This window comes from Mesorhizobium sp. M3A.F.Ca.ET.080.04.2.1 (genome assembly GCF_003952525.1).
Lineage (GTDB): Bacteria > Pseudomonadota > Alphaproteobacteria > Rhizobiales > Rhizobiaceae > Mesorhizobium.
The window spans coordinates 842,278-861,959 of sequence record NZ_CP034451.1 but is presented as its reverse complement, the minus strand read 5'-3'; the positions used below and the strand labels follow the sequence as shown (position 1 = coordinate 861,959).

Sequence of the window (19,682 nt, the reverse complement as noted above, 5' to 3'; positions counted from 1 at the left end):
TCGCACAGGGAACGCCCCGGTGGGACAAGAGGCGTGCGGCAGGACTGGACAGTGTTCACGATAGTTCTATTTCCCAGAGCCTTCATTGCTGGCAGAGAGTGGAACGGTAGCGGGCGTTCCGGCCGGCTTGCAACGCGGAGGCGACATGATGTTTGCGGCAACCGCCATCGATACCGGCGACAAGCCCGCCTTCTACGACGAACTGGCCGTGCAATTGAAAGCGCTGCTCGAAGGCGAGCGCGATTCGATCGCCAACGCCGCCAACACCGCGGCGCTGATTTTTCAGATGGTCCCCGACCTCAACTGGGCCGGCTTCTATTTCCTGCAATCGGACGAAGAGCTGGTGCTCGGCCCGTTCCAGGGCAAGCCAGCCTGCGTGCGCATCGCCGTTGGCAAGGGTGTCTGCGGCACGGCGGTCGATCTCGGCATGTCGATGCTGATCAAGGACGTGCACGACTTCCCCGGCCACATCGCCTGCGATGCCGACTCGCGTTCGGAACTGGTCGTGCTGCTGCGGGACGCCGACGGCGTTTTCGGCGTGCTGGACCTCGACAGTCCGCTGCCCGCCCGCTTCGACAAGGAGGACCAAGCCGGCATCGAGAAGCTGGCCGCCATCTATGTCGCGGCGAGCTCGTTTGAGGGCTAAGGTTTCGCCCGGCCGTTTGGGCCAGCGACTGGTTGACAGGCTCCTGCCTCCCAGGCGGTCGAGGCAGGCCGCCCGGAGCTTCGCCTGCTGACCAACGGCGCCTTCGAGGCCAATATCGCGCTCTACAGGAAACACGGCTACGCGCTCGATCGCGAAGAGCCTTTCATGAACGGGGCAACCGTCTATATGGGCAAGAGGCTGGAGCCTTGAAGCGCGTCGCGATGGACCGCATTGGGCGGCGCGCTTTCGGTCTTTTGTGTCGCTCTCCCAAAACCGCGGTACACTTTTCGGCGATACGCACGAAGGCATCTGAACGCGACGCGCTGGATCAGCTGTCCCTCGCGTTTGACACCATCACTGCCGCGCCGTTACCTCTGGCGGTATACGACGATCAAGCAGCGGCGGCCGACAGGAGCGAGAACCATGTCACACAATCTGCAGTTCTACATTGACGGCGCCTGGGTCGATCCGGTGGTGCCAAACAATTTCGATGTCATCGATCCCTCCAATGAGGACGCCTTCGCGCAGATCTCGCTCGGCAGCAAGGCCGATGTCGACAAGGCGGTGGCCGCCGCCAGGCGCGCCTTCAACAGCTTCGGCTTCAGCGAAGTCGCCGAGCGGCTCGATATCCTCAACCGCGTCATCGAGGTCTACAAGAAGCGCAGCGGCGATCTTGCGCTCGCCGTCTCACGCGAGATGGGCGCGCCGCGCCAGTTCGCGCTGGACAACCAGGTCGCCTCCGGCCGGGCGCATCTGCAGAAGATGGCCGAGGTGCTGAAGACCTTCCAGTTTCGCCATGTGAAGGGCTCCTCGCTCGTCGTCAAGGAACCGATCGGCGTCGTCGGCCTGATCACGCCGTGGAACTGGCCGCTCAACCAGATCGCCTGCAAGGTCGGCCCGGCGCTCGCGGCCGGCTGCACCATGGTGCTGAAGCCGTCCGAGATCGCGCCGCTCGACGCCATCATCTTCGCCGAGATCATGGACGAGGCCGGCGTGCCGAAGGGCGTCTTCAACCTCGTCAACGGCGACGGCCCGACCGTCGGCCACGCGCTGGCCAGCCACCCGGACGTCGACATGATGTCCTTCACCGGCTCGACACGGGCCGGCATCCTGGTCGCCAAGGCGGCTGCCGACACCGTCAAGCGCGTGCACCAGGAGCTTGGCGGCAAATCGGCCAACATCCTGTTCCCCGATGTCGACCTCGAAAGGGCCGTCACCAAGGGCGTCGCCGGCTGCTTCGGCAACAGCGGCCAGTCCTGCAACGCGCCGACCCGCATGTTCGTGCCGCGCGACCGCCACGACGAGGCGGCCGCCTACGCCAAGACCGCCGCCGAGAAATTCACCGTCGGCCCGGCTGACGCGCCGGGAACAAAACTCGGCCCGGTGGTCAGCCAGCTCCAGTTCGACAAGATCCAGGCTTTGATCCAGGCCGGCATCGATGAAGGCGCGACGCTGGTCGCCGGCGGCCCCGGCCGCCCGGCCGAGCTCAACCGCGGGTATTATGTCCGCCCGACCGTGTTTGCCAACGTCACCCACGACATGAGCATCGCCACCGAGGAAATTTTCGGGCCGGTGCTGTCGATCATGCCCTACGACACGGTCGAGCAGGCGGTCGAGCAGGCCAACGACACCGTCTTCGGCCTTGCCTCCTACATCCAGGCCAAGGACATCGAGAAGGCACGCCAGGTCGCCGCCCGCATGCGCTCGGGCTGCGTCTACATCAACTACCCGACCTGGGACGCCGGCCTGCCCTTCGGCGGCTACAAGCAATCCGGCAACGGCCGGGAGTATGCCGAGTATGGGCTGGAGGATTTTCTGGAGATCAAGGGCATCGCGGGGTACGAGGCGGCGGAGTAGGGTTCTGTTTGTTCGGGGTCGCCTGCATGCATCGACAGCGACAATAGAGAGGGCGCGGTCTCAACCAAGCCCTCTCGTTGTAGTCAGTCAGGTGTTCGCCTAAAGAACTGCGTCCCTCTTGTCTTGCAGTTCTTCGTAGTCAATCGCCACCTTAACGAGGTCACTCAGTTTCCGTTTGAATGCGCGAGCAGGGGGCCTTTGCCTTTTGCCCATGTCTGACAGGGTCAGACTCTGCCTTATTGTTAGCATACTATCAGTGAATTTCCGCGTCGGAGTACTCGACTCTACTCTTACCCAATGCTTTCATGAAAGTTGGGAGAAGGGGGAAAGTGATGCGGCTTATATCAGCACATGTAACCAATTTTCGTTCCGCCGAGGATGGCGGCCAGTTTGACGTAGATCAGGTCACGTGTCTGGTCGGGAAGAATGAGGCAGGAAAGAGCGCCGTGTTGCTCGCTCTTGCTGCGCTGAATCCACATGCTGCAACGCCCGCAACTTTCGACAAGGAAAGAGACTATCCTCGCCGATTGTTAACGCAATACGCCGAGCGTCATTCGAAAGAGGACGCCATCGCGATTTCAACGATTTGGAAGCTCGATGAGAAGGAGTTGGCCAGGATTGCCGACGCCGTGGGCCCCGATGTTTTTACGTCTGACGTAATAACGGCAATTCGGCGGTATGGGCGGGACTTTGAATTTCCGAACTTACCGCTCAATTTCAAGAAGGCACTAGATTTCCTATATGCGAAATTCAAGCTGGATGACGCAGAACGTGCAGTCCTTTCAGCCGTCACGACCACAAGCGATTTGATAGCGGAAATCCCGAAAATTTCGTCCCCCACGGACAAGCATAAGGAACTGCAAAAATACCTTGCAGAGCGCGGAACCGCGAAGGGGCAAACCGAAAAAATACTGCAAGGGATGCTCCCAAAGTTTATGTATTTCTCGTCCTACGATCGCATGGATGGCGCAATTCAGATTGAGTTGACTCGGCAAATGATCTCTGACGGAAGCATAATGCTCGATCAGAATCGTGGTGTCAGATTGTTCACCGATTTTCTGGATTATGCAGGTGTTTCGATCGATGAAATATCAAATGAAACGACATACGAAACATTTAACGCAAAACTTGGTGCAGCATCGAATAATATCACCGATCAAATCCTTGAGTACTGGACGCAAAATCCTGATTTGAGTGTAGAGGTTCGAGTTGACCCAGCTAGGCCGGGAGATCCATCGCCGTTCAATAGCGGCACGATAGCGAGAGCACGCATTCAGAATAGCTTACATCGTGTCGACACTCCTTTCTCGGAAAGAAGCGCCGGCTTCGTTTGGTTCTTCTCGTTCCTGGTCAAATTTGCTCGAGTGAAGAATGACCCTTCACCAGTCGTGCTGTTACTCGACGAACCGGGATTGACGCTTCACGGAAAGGCTCAGGCCGATCTGCTCAGGTTTTTCAGGGAAAAGTTGGCTTCGCACCATCAGATAATTTATTCAACACATTCCCCATTTATGGTTCCCGCCAACGAACTGGCTGCCGTCCGTGTTGTGCAGGATCAAATCGAAATGAAGGGGGCAAGGCGTGTCCCCATTGGCACGAAGGTCAAAGACGACGTTCTCAGCCTAGATCCTGACACGCTGTTTCCGCTCCAAGCCGCGCTCGGATACGACATCAGTCAATCGCTTTTTGTTGGGAAAAATACCCTCTTGGTAGAGGGGCCCGGCGATATCCTCTATATGCAAGCGCTTTCAGAAGTTCTTAGGCAACGAGGTCGAATTAGCCTTGATGCGAGATGGGTCGTTTGCCCGGCCGGCGGGATCGACAAAGTACGGTCCTTTGTCTCGCTATTCGCTGGTAATGGATTGAATGTGGCGGTGCTGTCGGATCAGGCCAGCGGAGATCGGAAGAAGATCGAAGAAATGAAGCGATCGGCTGTACTCAAGGCGGGCCAATTCTACACGATGGCCGATTTCCTTGAGCGACCTGAAGCCGATATCGAAGATATCTTCGAGCCAGAGGTTTTCGCCAACATTCTAAATGCTTGCTACGATTTGAAGGACTCTCAAACACTGACCGCTGACAAGCTCCGAGATGCTGACAAGGAAACTAGCCGTCTGATCAAGCAGGCCGAAGCAGCCTTTAGGGTTTTCCCGGAGACTATTCCTATGCTCGATCACTTCTCTCCAGCAGCATACCTGATCCGACATCAAAAATTGCTCGACGGAAAAAGCGCGCCGATAAACAAAACCCTGGATCGGGCGGAATCGATTTTCTCAACTTTCAACAAGCTGCTGCAAAGCCTGTAACCAGCAGATTTGGATGGATAGCTGGAACAAATGGCCGACGGCGTATGCAAGCTGACAGGGAGCCGGGGCAGATTCGTGGATTCCCATCTTCTGCCAAAAGCGCTCACCAAAGCTGGTGGCCTAGGTAAGCCTCTTATGCAGGGCGGGAAAGGGCGTCCGCCAACGACTCGGCACAGCAGTTGGTATGACAATCGACTGGTAACTCGCGCAGGGGAAGACATTCTGGCGAAGCTCGACGATTGGGCAATCAAAGAGTTGCGGAAGGCGAAGCTGGTATGGTCGGGGTGGGGTCCGATGACCAGGTTACCAGATATTCGCCAAATCCCCGCAACTGGCTGGGGTATTAGGGAACTGAGCGGAGTCGATTGGCGTCTGCTGCGGGTCTTCATGCTCAGCTTGCTGTGGAGGGCAGGGGCAACAGAGCGCGAAGAATTCGGTGATATTGAGATTCCCTCAGACGATTTGAACACGCTTCGGCGGATGGTACTAGAGCGAACTCCTGACCCGATCGAGTTCTACCAGACGGAATTGACGCAACTGTCTACGATGGGCTTCGAACATAACCATACGCCTATCGCCATGACTAAGACGATTCCTGGTCTGGATGGGGAACCTGAATACGAGGTGCCGCATTTTCGGTTCTACTTTGATGGGCTTATCGTGCATTTCGACCGGCGGCCAATAGACGAAATTATCCACCGACCGCTCGGTGAGCTTGTGTTGGGCTACAGTGATACGTTGATCGTCACCACGGTAACCTACCAGGAATCTTTCCAGCGACAGAACCTGGAGCTAATCCAGGCCGAGGCCGACTCTTGGATGAGCAATCGAGCAAATACGAAGAAATCAGATTGAATACTTCGCAACGTTGCTGGTTGATTAGACGAGCGATTTCGTTCGCACTGCGACGCGCCGAGTTATCACCTTTGCTCCCTGTCGTGGTTGACCAATTGCCTAGCGGGCTAATCGGCAACGCCGTGGGCGTGTATTGGAACGCGGCCCCCTCCCATCCCGCATTGCACAATCCCCCCGCTTCGACATATTGAACCCATGGTCCATTCCTCGCTCGCCGTTCTTGTGATCGACGAAAACCGCATCCGTGCCTCGATCATCGAGGCCGGACTGCGCGAGGCCGGGCATGAGCGGGTAACGGTTATCCATGACGTCGCCGGCATTGCGCGGCGCATTGCCGAGATCGAGCCGGACGTCATCGTCATCGATCTCGAAAACCCCAACCGAGACATGCTGGAAAATATGTTCCAGCTGTCGCGCGCGGTGAAGCGGCCGATCGCAATGTTCGTCGACCGCTCCGATCAGGCCTCGATCGAGGCGGCGGTGGAGGCGGGCGTCTCGGCCTATGTCGTCGACGGGCTGAGGCAGGAGCGCGTGAAGCCGATCCTCGACATGGCGGTGAGCCGCTTCAACGCCTTTTCGCGCATGGCGCGCGAGTTGGAGGAGGCGCGCAGCGAGCTCGAGAACCGCAAGGTCATCGACCGCGCCAAGGGCATTTTGATGAAGTCGCGCGGGCTCTCCGAGGAGGCGGCCTACACGCTGCTGCGCAAGACGGCGATGAACCAGAACCGCAAGATCAGCGAGATCGCCCAGAGCTTGGTGACCGCCGCCGGGCTGCTCGGACCGCTGGAGGGCGAATAGCATGACGGCTGCGCACCAGATCACCGCCGGCTTCATGCCGCTCTTCGACAGCGCCGTGCTGGTCGCGGCCGGCGAGATGGGCTTCGCCGCGCGCGAGGGCGTCGAACTCAAGCTGCAGCGTGAGACCTCCTGGGCCAATATCCGCGACCGCATCGCCATCGGCCATTTCGACGTCGCCCATATGCTGGGGCCGATGCCGCTCGCCTGCAGCCTCGGCCTGACCCCGATCGCCTCCGAGACCATCGTGCCGTTCTCGCTTGGGCTTGGCGGCAATTGCATCACCGTTTCCAACACGGTGTGGGATGGCATGGCGGCTCACGGCGCGGAACCGGACCTCGACCCGGCGCGCGCGGGGGCCGCACTGGGTGCGCTAATCCGCGAGCGGGTCGGGGCGGCCCGCGAGCCGCTGCGTTTTGCCGTCGTGCATCCGCATTCCGGGCATAATTACGAGCTGCGCTACTGGCTCGCCGCCTGCGGCATCGATCCCGACCGGGACATCGAGATCGTCATTGTGCCTCCGCCTTTCATGGCCGATGCGCTGGCCGCCGGCCGCATCGACGGATATTGCGTCGGCGAGCCCTGGAACAGTGCGGCTGTCGCCGCCGGCACCGGCCACATCGTGACCGTCAAGGCGCTGCTGTGGCGCAACAGCCCGGAGAAGGTGATCGGCGTGCGCAAAGTGTGGGCTGAGCAGAACCCGCAGGCGCTGGCGGCACTTTTGCGGGCGCTGCATCACTCGGCCCGCTGGTGCCAGGATCCGACGAACCGCACCGAGCTGGCAGAACTGATGGCCGACGCCCGTTTCCTCGGCCAGAAGCCGGCGGTCCAGATGCCGGTGCTGAGCGGACATCTTGCGCTCGGCGGCGGCGCGGAACGGGCTATCGAGGATTTCTTCGTGCCCTTCGACAAGGCGGCGAATTTCCCCTGGAAGAGCCATGCGCTGTGGTTCTACACGCAGATGGTGCGCTGGGGGCAACTGCCGCACACGCCGCAGAACCTGGCCATCGCGCGCGATTGCTACCGCCCCGACCTCTACCGCTCGGCGCTGAAGCCGCTCGGCGTGGCGCTGCCCGGCGCCAATGCCAAGGTCGAAGGCGCGCTGAAGGCGGCGACGCCGGTCGGCTCGGCAGGAGCGAGTCTCGTGCTCGGTCCCGACGGATTCTTCGACGGCCAGATCTTCGATCCCGACCAGATCGAGGCCTATATCGCCGGACAGAAACACGCCTGATCCCTGACGCGGAGTTTTTGGCAGGTCGGGAGTGGGTAGCGGATCTCACCCATGAGATTGCCGAAGCCATCCGTCACTTCGTCATCCACGGGCGAAGCAAGGAGCGAAGCGACGCGGCGCAGACCCGAGGATCCATTCCGTGATTTCCGAGCGATGCTACGGTGCAGAATTCTGCTCCGCTGCATTCTTCGGTTGAGGTCACGGAATGGATCCCAGGGTCTCCGCGACGGAGCTGCGCTCCTGCTTCGCCCAGGGATGACGACGTTGGGGGCCAACCCCGACCGTTCGCGATAATCTCTCCCAAAACGCGGTGAAATTCCTAGCCGCTACTAAGTGTCCGACCTGTCGACAATCCCGTGCCGAGAAACTGGTTCGCAGACCTGTTCATTTGCACGCCATTCTTGTGCATTGCACAAAATTTATGCGGCACCTCAGCGCCATTGACCAATGTTTGACCTGCCGCATCAGGGGCGTTGCCAACGCGCGGACGGTGCAGTGCGTTGAATTTACTTCATAATCCAGCTCATGCCGAAACTGGCACGGTTCCTGCTTTGACGTAACCGAGCCCCTCGCGGGCAACGAGACAGGCGTCCAATGGCGGGCGCTACAGGCAAAGCTGCCGCTCAGGTCGACGCGCGATCCCGGATGGACGGACGCGAGAGGCCTGGCCGGCAGCTTTTTTGTTTGGACCCGAAACGCAATCGACGGTGCCGATCCCAAGCGGCGCCAGGCGGAGACGACGATGACGAAACGGATCGGAACGACCCTCAAGGATTTCAGGCGGCGCGACTTTGTCGGCAGCAGCCTGCTGACGGCGGTGCTGTTCACAGCCGCGCTGCTGCTGTTTCCCGCCAGCCTCAAGACCGAGGGCAAGAGCCCTGAAGTGACCGCGCAGCACGAGGTCTCCACGCGCTGACCGATGCCGCCCCTGATCCACACAATTCGCGGTGCCTCCCACACCGCAACCCGGAGCCCAAGATGACAGCAATCCTCCCAGCCGCGCCAAGCCAGGACTCCCGGCAGGCGCTCGCAATGTCCACCATCGCCTTCACCGTCTGCTTCGCGGTGTGGACGATCTTTTCCATCATCGGCGTGCGCATCAAGCAGGAGCTTGGGCTGAACGAGACCGAGTTCGGCCTGCTCGTCGGCACGCCGATCCTCACCGGCTCGCTCGTGCGCATGGTGCTCGGCATCTGGACCGACCGCTTTGGCGGACGGCTGGTCTATACCGCGACGATGCTGGCGGCGGCGGTCGCGACCTTCCTGCTCGCTTTCGCGCACACGTATGAGCAGATGCTGGTCGCGGCGCTCGGCGTCGGGCTCGCCGGCGGCTCCTTCGCCGTCGGCGTCGCCTATGTCTCGCGCTTCTTCCCCGCCGGCCGGCAAGGCACGGCGCTCGGCATCTTCGGCGTCGGCAATGTCGGCGCCGCGGTCACCAAGTTCCTGGCGCCGTTCGTGCTCCTCGCCTGGGGCTGGCAGGCGGTCGCGCAGATCTGGGCGGGCGCACTTGTCGTCATGGCGATCGTGTTCTGGTTCACCACCGGTGACGACCCCGTGATCCGTGAGCGCCGTGCCGGCAAGGCGGCAGCGCCGAGAAGCTTCTGGCAGGAATTCGCGCCGCTGAAGAACCTGCAGGTCTGGCGCTTCGCCTTCTACTACTTCTTCGCCTTCGGCGCTTTCGTGGCGCTGTCGCTGTGGCTGCCGCGCTACCTGATCGGCGTCTACGGCTTCGGCATCGCCACCGCCGGCATGATCGGCGCGGCCTATTCGATCCCCGCCAGCATCTTCCGCGCCTATGGCGGCGTGCTTTCCGACCGCATCGGCGCGCGCACCGTGCTCTACTGGACCTTCGCGGTCAGTGCCGTCGCGACGCTGGTTCTGTCCCTCCCCTCGGCAGACTACGTGGTGCGCGGCATCAGCGGGCCGATCGCCTTCCATTTCGAGATCGGTCCGCTCGCCTTCATCGCCGTCGCCTGCGTGCTCGGCTTCTTCATGAGCCTCGGCAAGGCCGCCGTCTACAAGCACATCCCCGTCTACTATCCGCAGAGTGTCGGCGCGGTTGGCGGCGTGGTCGGCATGATCGGCGGCCTCGGCGGCTTCCTCCTGCCGATCGCTTTCGGCGCGCTGAACGACCTCACCGGCGTCTGGTCGAGCTGCTTCATGCTGCTCTTCATGATCGTCGTCACGTGCTTTGCCTGGATGCATTTTTCCATCCGGCGCATGGACCGCGCGGCCGCCGCCGAAGACTCGACGCTTTCCTACGCGGCCAAGTGAGACCGGAGCGGATCAGCGACATGACAGAAAAACTCGTCATCATCGGCAACGGCATGGCCCCCGGGCGCATGCTGGAGCATCTGCTGGAAAAGGCGCCCGGGCGCTACCAGGTCACCATCTTCAACGCCGAGCCGCGCGTGAACTACGACCGCATCATGCTGTCGCCGGTTCTGTCGGGCGAGAAGGACTATGAAGAGATCATCATTCATGGCGACGGCTGGTACATCAAGCACGGCATCACGCTCTATAAGGGCCACAAGATCGTCGCCATCGACCGTGCGGCGAAGACCGTCACCTCCGACCACGGCGTGACCGAAGCCTACGACAAGCTGGTCATCGCCACCGGCTCGGTGCCGTTCATCATTCCCGTCCCCGGCAACAATCTGCCGGGCGTGCTGACCTATCGCGACCTCGACGACGTCCGGGCAATGATGCTGGCCGCCCAGTCGCGCGCCAAGGCTGTCGTCATCGGCGGCGGCCTGCTCGGGCTCGAGGCCGCTGCCGGCCTCAAGGCGCAGGGCATGGACGTCACCGTGCTGCATGTCATGCCGACGCTGATGGAGCGCCAGCTCGATCCGGCGGCCGGCTATCTCCTGCAGCGCGCCGTCGAGGAGCGCGGCATCAAGGTTCTCACCAAGGCCAACACCCAGGCCATCATCGGCAACGGCAAGGTCGAGCAGGTCGAGCTTGCCGACGGCACGATCATCCCGGCGACGCTGGTGGTGATGGCGGTCGGCATCCGGCCCAACGCCGCGCTCGCCAAGGAGGCCGGCATTGCAGTCAACCGCGGTATCGTCGTCGATGCCGGCATGCGCAGCAACGATCCCGACATCTTCGCGCTCGGCGAATGCGCCGAGGTCAACGGCATGGTCTACGGCCTGGTGGCGCCGCTCTATGAGATGGCGCGCGTTGCGGCCTCGCAGCTTGCCGGCGACGAGACGGCGGCGTTCGTGCATTCCGACACGCCGACCAAGCTCAAGGTCACCGGCATCGAGCTCTTCTCGCTGGGCGATTTCGCAGATGGCGACGACCGCCAGGAAATCGTGCTGCGCGACGCCTCGGCCGGCGTCTACAAGCGCCTTGTGCTGAAGGACGATCGCATTATCGGCACCGTGCTCTATGGCGAGACCGCCGACGGCGCCTGGTTCAACGACCTCAAGAAGAAGCAGACCGACATTTCCGGGATGCGCGACACATTGATCTTCGGCCAGTCCTACCAGGGGGGTGCCCCCCTGGACCCTATGGCGGCCGTTGCAGCCTTACCGGATGATGCGGAAATCTGCGGCTGCAACGGCGTCTGCAAGAGCAAGATCACCGGTGCCATCACCAGCAAGGGCCTGACCTCGCTGGACGACGTGCGCGCTCACACGAAGGCGTCCGCCTCCTGCGGCTCCTGCACCGGGCTGGTCGAGAAGCTGATGGTGCTTACCCTCGGCGACACTTACAACCCGGCCGCCGTGCAGCCCATGTGCTCCTGCACTGCGCTCGGCCATGACGAGGTGCGCCGGCTGATCAAGGCCAAGGGATTGAAGACCATTCCGGCCGTGATGCAGGAGCTGGAATGGAAGACCTCCTGCGGCTGCGCCAAATGCCGGCCGGCGCTCAACTATTACCTCGTCTGCGACTGGCCGGACGAATACGCCGACGACTACCAGTCGCGCTTCATCAACGAGCGTGTGCACGCCAACATCCAGAAGGACGGCACCTATTCGGTGGTGCCGCGCATGTGGGGTGGCGTCACCAGCGCCGCGGAACTCCGCGCCATCGCCGATGTCGTCGACAAGTTCGAGATCCCGATGGTCAAGGTGACCGGCGGCCAGCGCATCGATATGCTGGGCATCCGCAAGGAGGACCTGCCGGCGGTGTGGGCCGATCTCGGCCAGGCAGGCTTCGTCTCCGGCCACGCCTATGCCAAGGGCCTGCGCACGGTGAAGACCTGCGTCGGTTCCGACTGGTGCCGCTTCGGCACCCAGGACTCGACCGGGCTGGGCGTGCGCATCGAGAAGTTCATGTGGGGCTCGTGGACGCCGGCCAAGGTCAAGATGGCGGTGTCGGGCTGTCCGAGAAACTGCGCCGAGGCGACCTGCAAGGATGTCGGCGTGATCTGTGTCGATTCCGGCTACGAGATCCACTTCGCGGGTGCTGCCGGCCTCGACATCAAGGGCACCGAGGTGCTCGGGCTGGTGAAGACCGAGGACGAGGCGCTGGAGCATATCGTGGCGCTGACGCAGATGTACCGCGAGCAGGCCCGCTATCTCGAGCGCATCTACAAATGGGCCAAGCGCGTCGGCATCGACGAGATCAGGCGCCAGATCATGGAGGACGGCGAGAAGCGCACGGCCTATTACGAGCGCTTCGTCTTCAGCCAAAAATTCGCCCAGGTCGACCCGTGGTCGGAGCGCGTCTCCGGCAAGGACAAGCACGAATTCCGGCCGCTGGCTTCGGTCGGGTTCGCCGAGGCGGCGGAGTAGGGCCGATGGAAGCGTTCCTTCACACCCCCCTCTGGCCTGCCGGCCATCTCCCCCGCAAGGGGGGAGATCGGATGCCACAAGGGCCTTCGCCAATCGCCAACGTTGAAAGAAAGGCGCCGTCACCGAAGCTGCCAATCTCCCCCCTTGCGGGTGAGATGTCCGGCAGGACAGAGGGGGGTGCCTGGGCGATTTCCTCTCAAGCGAAGGCGGGAGCCATCCAATGACCTGGATCGCGATCGGCACCATCACCGACATTCCGCGCCGTGGCGCCCGCTGCGTCGCGACACCGCAAGGCAAGATCGCCGTCTTCCGCACCGCGGAGGACCAGGTCTTCGCCATCGAGGATCATTGTCCGCACAAGGGTGGGCCGCTCAGCCAGGGCATTGTCCATGGCGCGGCGGTGACCTGTCCGCTGCACAATTGGGTGATCTCGCTGGAGACGGGCAAGGCGCTTGGCGCCGATGAAGGCGCGGTGCGCACCATTCCGGTGAAGCGGGAAGGCGAGCGGTTGTTCATCGCGCTCGAAGCGCTGGCCAGCCGTGCTGCCTGAAATCATGAACGAAGCGCGCGAGGTGAGGACCACCTGCCCCTATTGCGGGGTGGGTTGCGGCGTGCTGGCCAAGGTCGCAGCGGACGGCGAGGTGAGCGTCCGCGGCGATCCCGACCATCCGGCGAATTTCGGCCGGCTCTGCTCCAAGGGCTCGGCGCTCGCTGAGACGATCGGGCTCGACGGCCGGCTGCTCTATCCCGAAATCGAAGGGCACCGCGTCGGTTGGGATGAGGCGCTCGACCGCGTCGCCTCCACCTTCTCGCGCACCATTGCCGAGCACGGGCCGGACGCGGTCGCCTTCTACGTCTCGGGCCAATTGCTGACGGAAGACTATTACCTCGCCAACAAGCTGATGAAAGGCTTCGTCGGCTCAGCCAACATCGACACCAATTCGCGGCTCTGCATGGCCTCCTCGGTCGCCGGCCATCGCCGCGCCTTCGGTTCCGATACGGTGCCCGGCTGCTATGAGGACCTGGAGCTTGCCGATCTCATCGTCCTGGTCGGCTCCAATCTGGCCTGGTGCCATCCCGTGCTCTATCAGCGCATCGCCGCGGCGCGCGAGAAGCGCCCGGACATGAAGATCGTGCTGGTCGATCCGCGCCGCACCATGACCGCCGACATCGCCGACCTTCACCTGGCGATCGCGCCCGATGGTGACACTGCCCTGTTCTCGGGCCTGCTGGCTTATCTCGCCAGGAACGATGCGCTCGATCGCGCCTACATCGCCACGCATACTTCGGGTTTCCGCGAAACCCTGGCAGCGGCAGAAACGCTCGATCTTGCCTGCATCGCCGCTGCGACGGGCCTTGGCGAAGACGAGCTTCTGCAGTTTTACGAACTGTTCGCAGCGACGCAAAAGACCGTCACCGTCTACAGCCAGGGCGTCAACCAGTCGTCGCAGGGCACCGACAAGGTCAACGCCATCATCAATTGCCATCTTGCCACCGGCCGCATCGGCAAACCGGGGGCAGGGCCGTTCTCGGTCACCGGACAGCCCAACGCCATGGGCGGCCGCGAGGTCGGAGGCCTGGCCAACATGCTCGCCGCCCATATGGAGATCGAGAACCCGGCGCATCGAGCGCGCGTGCGCCGCTTCTGGAATTCGCCGACGGTTCCCGAGCGGCCCGGCCTGAAGGCGGTCGACATGTTCAAGGCTGTCGCCGACGGGCGCATCAAGGCCCTGTGGATCATGGCCACCAACCCGGTTGATTCGATGCCGGATGCAGACACTGTGCAAGCCGCGATCAAGGCCTGCCCTTTCGTCGTCGTGTCCGACGTTCTGGAACATACCGACACCGTTCGCCACGCCAATGTCCGTCTGCCGGCCACCGCCTGGGGCGAGAAGGACGGCACCGTCACCAACTCCGAGCGCCGCATCTCGCGCCAGCGGCCGTTCCTGGCCTCGCCGGGTGAGGCGCGGCACGATTGGTGGATCATCGCCGAAGTGGCGCGGCGGATGGGCTTTGGCGAGGCATTTGGGCATGAGACGCCGGGCGCGATCTTCGCCGAGCACGCCACGCTTTCGGGATTCGAGAACGATGGCGCGCGGGATTTCGACATTGGTGGTTATGGCGGTGTCGATGCCCAAGCCTATGAGACCCTTGCACCGTTCCAGTGGCCAGCGCCGAGCCGAGGCGCCCCCCTCTGGCCTGCCGGCCATCTCCCCCTCAAGGGGGGAGATCAGCTGTCGCCGCGGCCTTCGCCAATCTCAAACGCAGCAGGACCGGCGCCAAGGGCGAAGCTGCCAATCTCCCCCCTTGAGGGGGAGATGTCCGGCAGGACAGAGGGGGGTGTTCAAGCGCGAGTTCAGCCCGAAGGGGGTATTCAAGCTCGACCTCAGCCGGAGCGGCGCGGGGCGAGAGGACACCAATCCATCCGCTTCTTCGCCGACGGCCACTTCTACACGCCCGACCGCAAAGCCCGCTTCATCCCCACCCGCGTCGCGACCGAAACCCGCACCAGCCCCGAATTCCCGCTCATCCTCAACACCGGGCGCATCCGCGACCATTGGCACACGATGACGCGCACCGGCAAAAGCCCGCGCCTGTCGCAGCACATCGCCGAACCCTTTGTCGAAATCCATCCCGACGATGCTCGGGTCCACGGCATCGGCGACGCCGACATCGTGCGCCTGTCGAGCGCGCGCGGCGAGGTGCTGGTGCGCGCCCTGGTCACGACACGCCAGCGCCGCGGCAGCGTCTTCGCGCCGATGCATTGGACCGATCAGTTCGCCGCCAGGGGCAGGCTTGACACGCTGACCGCGCCACTGACGGACCCCATCTCCGGCCAGCCGGCGCTGAAACATGTCGCTGTGCGCATCGAGAAATTCGCGGCCAAGGCTTTTGGCTTTGCCGTGCTGCGGCAGCGCCCGGAGCAGATCGCCGCCGACTATTGGGTCGTCGCCCGTTGCCAGGGCGGCTGGCGGGTCGAACTGGCTTTTGCCGAAGACAACACCGACTGGGCGGCCTTTGCCAGGTCGCTGTTCGGAAGCCTGCCGCATGCCGAGACGCTCGCCTATCACGACCGCGATGCCGGCCAGCACCGCATAGCTGTCTTCGAGGGCGAGCATCTAGCCGGCGCGCTGTTCGTCGCACCCGGTCCGGTCGCGGTGTCGCGCGGCTGGGCGGCCGATCAACTCGGCATTGCGCATGCCGGCCAGCGTCAGCGCTTCCGCATCGTTGCCGGTCGCGCCGGCGCCGACAGGCCTGATCCCGGCGCCACCGTCTGCTCCTGCTTCGGCATCGGCGCCAACCAGATGGCGGCCGCTGTGAGGGCGGGCTGCGGAACCGTGGAAGCCATCGGCGAGACGCTCAAGGCCGGCACCAATTGCGGCTCCTGCCGCGCCGAAATCCGCGCGATCATCGCGGCAAACAGGGTGCAGGCTGCGGAGTGAGTGGCATCGCCGGACTTGCGCGGCCCGCTGCGACTGGCCAACCGTCACTCAGATGCGACCGGCCTCTTACCCGCGGCCTGCCTCGATGATCCCCACCATTGCGCGGGTGAATTCAACCATGCTGTTTGCCGTCAGGGCTGCCTTATCCGGGCTTTGCCCGATCTGCTCGGCAGCACCGCAGCACGACAGGCGAATGCGGTCGTAGTGCGGATCTCTCTCGTCGTCCGGCAAGGTCGCCAAGTTCAGCGCGCGGCTATGCATCATGCGCAGCAACTGCGCCAGTGCTGTTTCGACACTCATGCGTTTTGCTCCGCATCGGTCGGACGTCGCGGCACTTCTGGGCCGGATCGTCGATCGGGATCGGTTCCCGATCAGCAAGGCTGCATCACACATATTAACACATCGTTTATTGCTAATATGATGGTTTGACAGGCGGCTTCGGAAATACTGCCTGGCTGCGCATTGCGCTCATATGACCCGGGCTTTTTCATATTGGACTTGCCTAAAATGAGTTATAAACGGCCGTGCGGGAGTTGGGGTCTCTGGCATGATCGATTCAGACGTATTCGACTTCGTTGAGCGATGCAGGAAGCACACGGCTACAGGGCCGCTCTTGAGCGATCTGCTCGAGACAGTAAGAAATCTTGGATTCGAACATCTCATCTTGAGCGGCGTCCCTCTGGGCGGGCAGAAGCTCGCCCCGATGGTGGAATTGAATGGCTGGCCCGCAGGCTGGTTCGAACGTTATGTTGAGGCCGAGCACGCCGCCGTGGATGGCGTGTGTATCTATTCGGCAAAGACGCTGAAGCCGTTCCTCTGGTCGGAAGTTCCGGGTAAGTGGTCCGACACGGAAGCCTCGCGGCGGGTTGCGGGCGAGGCGACCGAGTTCGGCATCTGGAGCGGCTTTGCCGTGCCGATGCTGAGCGTCCATCACTGGCAATCGGTGCTGTCGTTCGCCTCTTCAGCCAAGTCCTGCAAGCTGTCGCAGCGCGAGCAGGGGCAGTTGGTGACGATGGCAGTATATGCCGGCATGACCATCCAGGCTCTTTCCCATGACGAAGATGGCGAGAGCCCGCTCACCGATCGGGAAAGAGAGGTGCTGCTGTGGGCTGCCGCCGGCAAGACCTCGTCCGAGACCTCGCAAATCCTCGGCCTCACCGAGCGCACGGTCAAATGGCACGCAGCGCGGGCCCGCGAGGCTTTCGGCGTCGCCACCACTACGCAGGCGGTCGTCGAGGCCGTGCGCCGGCGCCTGATTCACCCCTGAATACGTCAACTGTCCGATCGGACAGGTGACCGATTTTAGCATCGCTGCAATCATCCCCCAAAGATCGATCGGGGGATCGTGCGATGATTGCGGCTCATGTCGTCAATGCGCATAACAAGCATCTCTACGAAAAGGAATTCGACGAGTTTTTGCGCCGCCGGCACGATTTTTTCGTGCATCAGAAACATTGGCGCCCTCCGAGCCCAGATGGTCGTGAACTAGACCAATTCGATACGGATGCAGCAACCTATTTGCTCGGTATCGAAGACGGGCGCGTCGTGACCTCGGCTCGACTAATCCCAACGAGCGAGCCGCACATGGTCTCGGAGGTTTTTCCTCATATGTGTGAGAAGTCGGGCGTCCCGCGGCGCCCCGACTGGGCCGAATGGACCCGCACCTTCGTCGTTCCCGACAAGCGCGCGACCGGGCTGCGTGGCACGCTGACACAGCTCTGCTGCGCGGTGATGGAATACGCGCTCGACGAGGGCCTGGGCGCCGTCGGCGGCGTCCAGGAAACCTACTTCATGCCCCACCACAGCGCGCTCAAATGGCACGCCGAACCGCTGGGCATGGCCAGGGAAGAAAACGGCGAATGGTACATCGTCGCCTACATCGAGGTGAACGAAGCGGCGCTGGCGAGCGTGCGCAAGATACTCGGGATCGGTCACTCGCTGCTTGTGAAGCGGGGTAGGCAGGTGCCGTTCATTCGCGATCGGGTCGTTCCGCAGTTGAAAGTCTCGGCAGCCTGAGCCGTCTGGTCTGGCATCCCATGTCTCATCGCCCGGAGCGGCTCTGACGATTGGCGTGAATAGCTTCGCAAGCCGCGGTCGCGCGGACCCGCCTATGCTCACGTGCCGTCAAGTGCCACCGCCAACGTCTGCCAACTTGTGACCTGACGATGCAGCTTCGACGCTGGTCGAAGCCGAACAAACTTCACGGAACAATCCGCTCGCCGCGCTGTTCGGCCTTGCATTGGCAGGCGGGCTCACCGCCCATCGAGCATCGGTCGACCCGTGTCTCTGCTGCCGGCAGGCTTGTTGTTATGGACGGCAGCGTGGACAAGCGAGAGGGCAGGAGTATCGGTCGGTCCGTCGGTCTGGCGTTGATCGCAGGCGCCGCCGACGACGATTGCTCGGCAATCGGAACCTATGCCAGCGCCGGAGCGAGGTTCGGGCCCGAATTGCTGTGGACCGCGCCCGTCACGCTGCCGATGATGTACACCGTCGTCTACCTGTCGTCGAAGCTCGGTCAGGTTTCGGGACGTGGTCTGTTCCAGGTGATCGCCGATTTCTATCCGCGGTGGCTGCTGTGGTCGGTTCTGGTCGGCGTCCTGATCGGCAACACGATCGAGGCGGCCGCGGATCTCGGAGCCATGTCGGCGGCGATCAACCTCTTTGTGCCTTTGCCGGCGTCGCTGATTGTCGTCTTCGTCGCCGCCTTCATCTTCGCGATGCAGGTTTTCGGCTCCTACGAGCTTCTGAGGAACGTATTCAGGGTGCTGGCGCTGGCGCTGCTGGCCTATGTGGTCTCGGCCGTTCTTGCCAAGCCGGAGCTGATGCCCGTTCTGCTCGGCACCTTTCTGCCGAAGATCGAGTTCAGCCGCGAATACCTGTCGATCCTCGTTGCCATCATCGGCACGACCCTGTCCGCCTATCTCTACACCTGGCAATCCAACCAGGAGGTGGAAGAGGAGATCGCGAAAGGAAGAACCACTCTTCAACAACGCCAGGGCGCGACCCATGCGGAATTGCGGCGCTCGCGCCATGACATCCTGATCGGAATGACGTTCTCCAACCTCATCATGTATTTCATCATCCTGTCGACAGGCTCGACGCTGCACCAAGCCGGCCATACCGAGATCGACACCGCTGCGCAGGCGGCCGAGGCGCTGCGCCCCCTTGCGGGCGAGGCCGCCGGCATCGTCTTTGCCGCGGGCGTGATCGGCGTGGGCTTCCTGGCGGTGCCGGTCATGACGACCGGCGCAGCCTTCGATCTCGCGCAGGCCCTGGGCTGGAAGCACGGCATGAGCGCCAAACCGCGCGAAGCGCCGGGTTTCTACCTGGCGACCGCAGCCTTCACACTCATTGCGGTCGGACTCAACTTTCTCGGCTTCAATCCCATGCGAGCCCTGGTCTGGTCCGGAATCGTGCAGGGCTTTTCCACCCCGCCGCTGCTGCTCTTGATCCTGCTGATGACCAACAACCGCAGGATCATGGGCGACAAGACCAACAGCCGCGTCACCAATCTCCTCGGCGGCGTGACAACGGCTGCGATCTTTGCAGCCTCAATCGGCCTTGTGGCAACCTGGTTCATCTGACGCATGCCGCCCAGCAGTGTTGGTGCGCGAGAACGACATCGAAACAAGGATTTAAACCGTGTCTCGTGGCTCCGTCCGAGCGCGAGGCGATTTCAGGAATTTCTGAGTTCCTGGAGCCGTTTTGTTGCGGCCGATCACAAGTTCGATCGAGGTGCAATCAGACAGGAACGATCCTTATCCTCACGCATTCTGCCTAATCTGCGATTATCAACCACCATTC

The 19,682-nt window shown here is 62.4% G+C and carries 15 protein-coding genes; 14 read left to right on the top strand and 1 reads right to left on the bottom strand.

The window, feature by feature from the left end:
• Positions 1-148: 148 nt before the first annotated feature.
• From EJ074_RS04085 to EJ074_RS04035, 11 genes are all read left to right on the top strand, one after another.
• A complete protein-coding gene (locus tag EJ074_RS04085; protein ID WP_095808419.1) occupies positions 149-646 on the top strand; it encodes a GAF domain-containing protein in 498 nt (165 codons plus the stop codon).
• Positions 647-1,069: 423 nt separating this feature from the next.
• Positions 1,070-2,503: an aldehyde dehydrogenase family protein gene (locus EJ074_RS04075; RefSeq protein WP_095808376.1), complete on the top strand. Its 1,434-nt coding sequence runs from the start codon at positions 1,070-1,072 to the stop codon at positions 2,501-2,503.
• A gap of 332 nt (positions 2,504-2,835) precedes the next feature.
• Complete coding sequence (locus tag EJ074_RS04070; protein ID WP_095808375.1) at positions 2,836-4,809, top strand: AAA family ATPase; 1,974 nt, start codon at positions 2,836-2,838, stop codon at positions 4,807-4,809.
• A gap of 30 nt (positions 4,810-4,839) precedes the next feature.
• Positions 4,840-5,664: a hypothetical protein gene (locus EJ074_RS04065; RefSeq protein ID WP_095808374.1), complete on the top strand. Its 825-nt coding sequence runs from the start codon at positions 4,840-4,842 to the stop codon at positions 5,662-5,664.
• A 195-nt stretch (positions 5,665-5,859) separates the two neighbouring features.
• Entirely contained in the window at positions 5,860-6,462 is a 603-nt protein-coding gene (locus EJ074_RS04060) for an ANTAR domain-containing response regulator (RefSeq protein ID WP_095808373.1), read from the top strand.
• Position 6,463: 1 nt separating this feature from the next.
• Positions 6,464-7,690 (top strand): CmpA/NrtA family ABC transporter substrate-binding protein, encoded by a 1,227-nt coding sequence (locus EJ074_RS04055; RefSeq protein ID WP_095808372.1) that lies wholly within the window; start codon positions 6,464-6,466, stop codon positions 7,688-7,690.
• Positions 7,691-8,432: 742 nt separating this feature from the next.
• On the top strand, positions 8,433-8,606 hold the full coding sequence (locus EJ074_RS29545; RefSeq protein WP_165349846.1) for a hypothetical protein: 174 nt from the start codon (positions 8,433-8,435) through the stop codon (positions 8,604-8,606).
• Positions 8,607-8,668: 62 nt separating this feature from the next.
• Positions 8,669-9,964: a nitrate/nitrite transporter gene (locus EJ074_RS04050; protein ID WP_095808371.1), complete on the top strand. Its 1,296-nt coding sequence runs from the start codon at positions 8,669-8,671 to the stop codon at positions 9,962-9,964.
• A gap of 20 nt (positions 9,965-9,984) precedes the next feature.
• The gene (gene nirB, locus EJ074_RS04045; protein WP_095808418.1) at positions 9,985-12,435 is read left to right on the top strand and encodes a nitrite reductase large subunit NirB; all 2,451 of its coding nucleotides are present in this window, start codon (positions 9,985-9,987) and stop codon (positions 12,433-12,435) included.
• A 220-nt stretch (positions 12,436-12,655) separates the two neighbouring features.
• A complete protein-coding gene (gene nirD, locus EJ074_RS04040) occupies positions 12,656-12,985 on the top strand; it encodes a nitrite reductase small subunit NirD (RefSeq protein WP_095808370.1) in 330 nt (109 codons plus the stop codon).
• A gap of 4 nt (positions 12,986-12,989) precedes the next feature.
• Positions 12,990-15,878: a nitrate reductase gene (locus EJ074_RS04035; protein WP_095808417.1), complete on the top strand. Its 2,889-nt coding sequence runs from the start codon at positions 12,990-12,992 to the stop codon at positions 15,876-15,878.
• Positions 15,879-15,944: 66 nt separating this feature from the next.
• On the opposite strand, the gene EJ074_RS04030 is transcribed toward EJ074_RS04035, so the two are convergent.
• Positions 15,945-16,178 (bottom strand): hypothetical protein, encoded by a 234-nt coding sequence (locus EJ074_RS04030; RefSeq protein ID WP_095808369.1) that lies wholly within the window; start codon positions 16,176-16,178, stop codon positions 15,945-15,947.
• Between the two features lie 247 nt (positions 16,179-16,425).
• On the opposite strand from EJ074_RS04030, the gene EJ074_RS04025 reads away from it, so the two are divergent.
• The 3 genes from EJ074_RS04025 (at position 16,426) to EJ074_RS04015 (ending at position 19,462) form a co-directional block, all read left to right on the top strand.
• Positions 16,426-17,145 (top strand): LuxR family transcriptional regulator, encoded by a 720-nt coding sequence (locus EJ074_RS04025; protein WP_095808368.1) that lies wholly within the window; start codon positions 16,426-16,428, stop codon positions 17,143-17,145.
• A gap of 83 nt (positions 17,146-17,228) precedes the next feature.
• Positions 17,229-17,894, top strand: coding sequence for an acyl-homoserine-lactone synthase (locus tag EJ074_RS04020; protein WP_095808367.1), 666 nt, complete (start codon positions 17,229-17,231; stop codon positions 17,892-17,894).
• A gap of 305 nt (positions 17,895-18,199) precedes the next feature.
• Complete coding sequence (locus EJ074_RS04015) at positions 18,200-19,462, top strand: Nramp family divalent metal transporter (RefSeq protein ID WP_245420547.1); 1,263 nt, start codon at positions 18,200-18,202, stop codon at positions 19,460-19,462.
• Positions 19,463-19,682 lie beyond the last annotated feature (220 nt).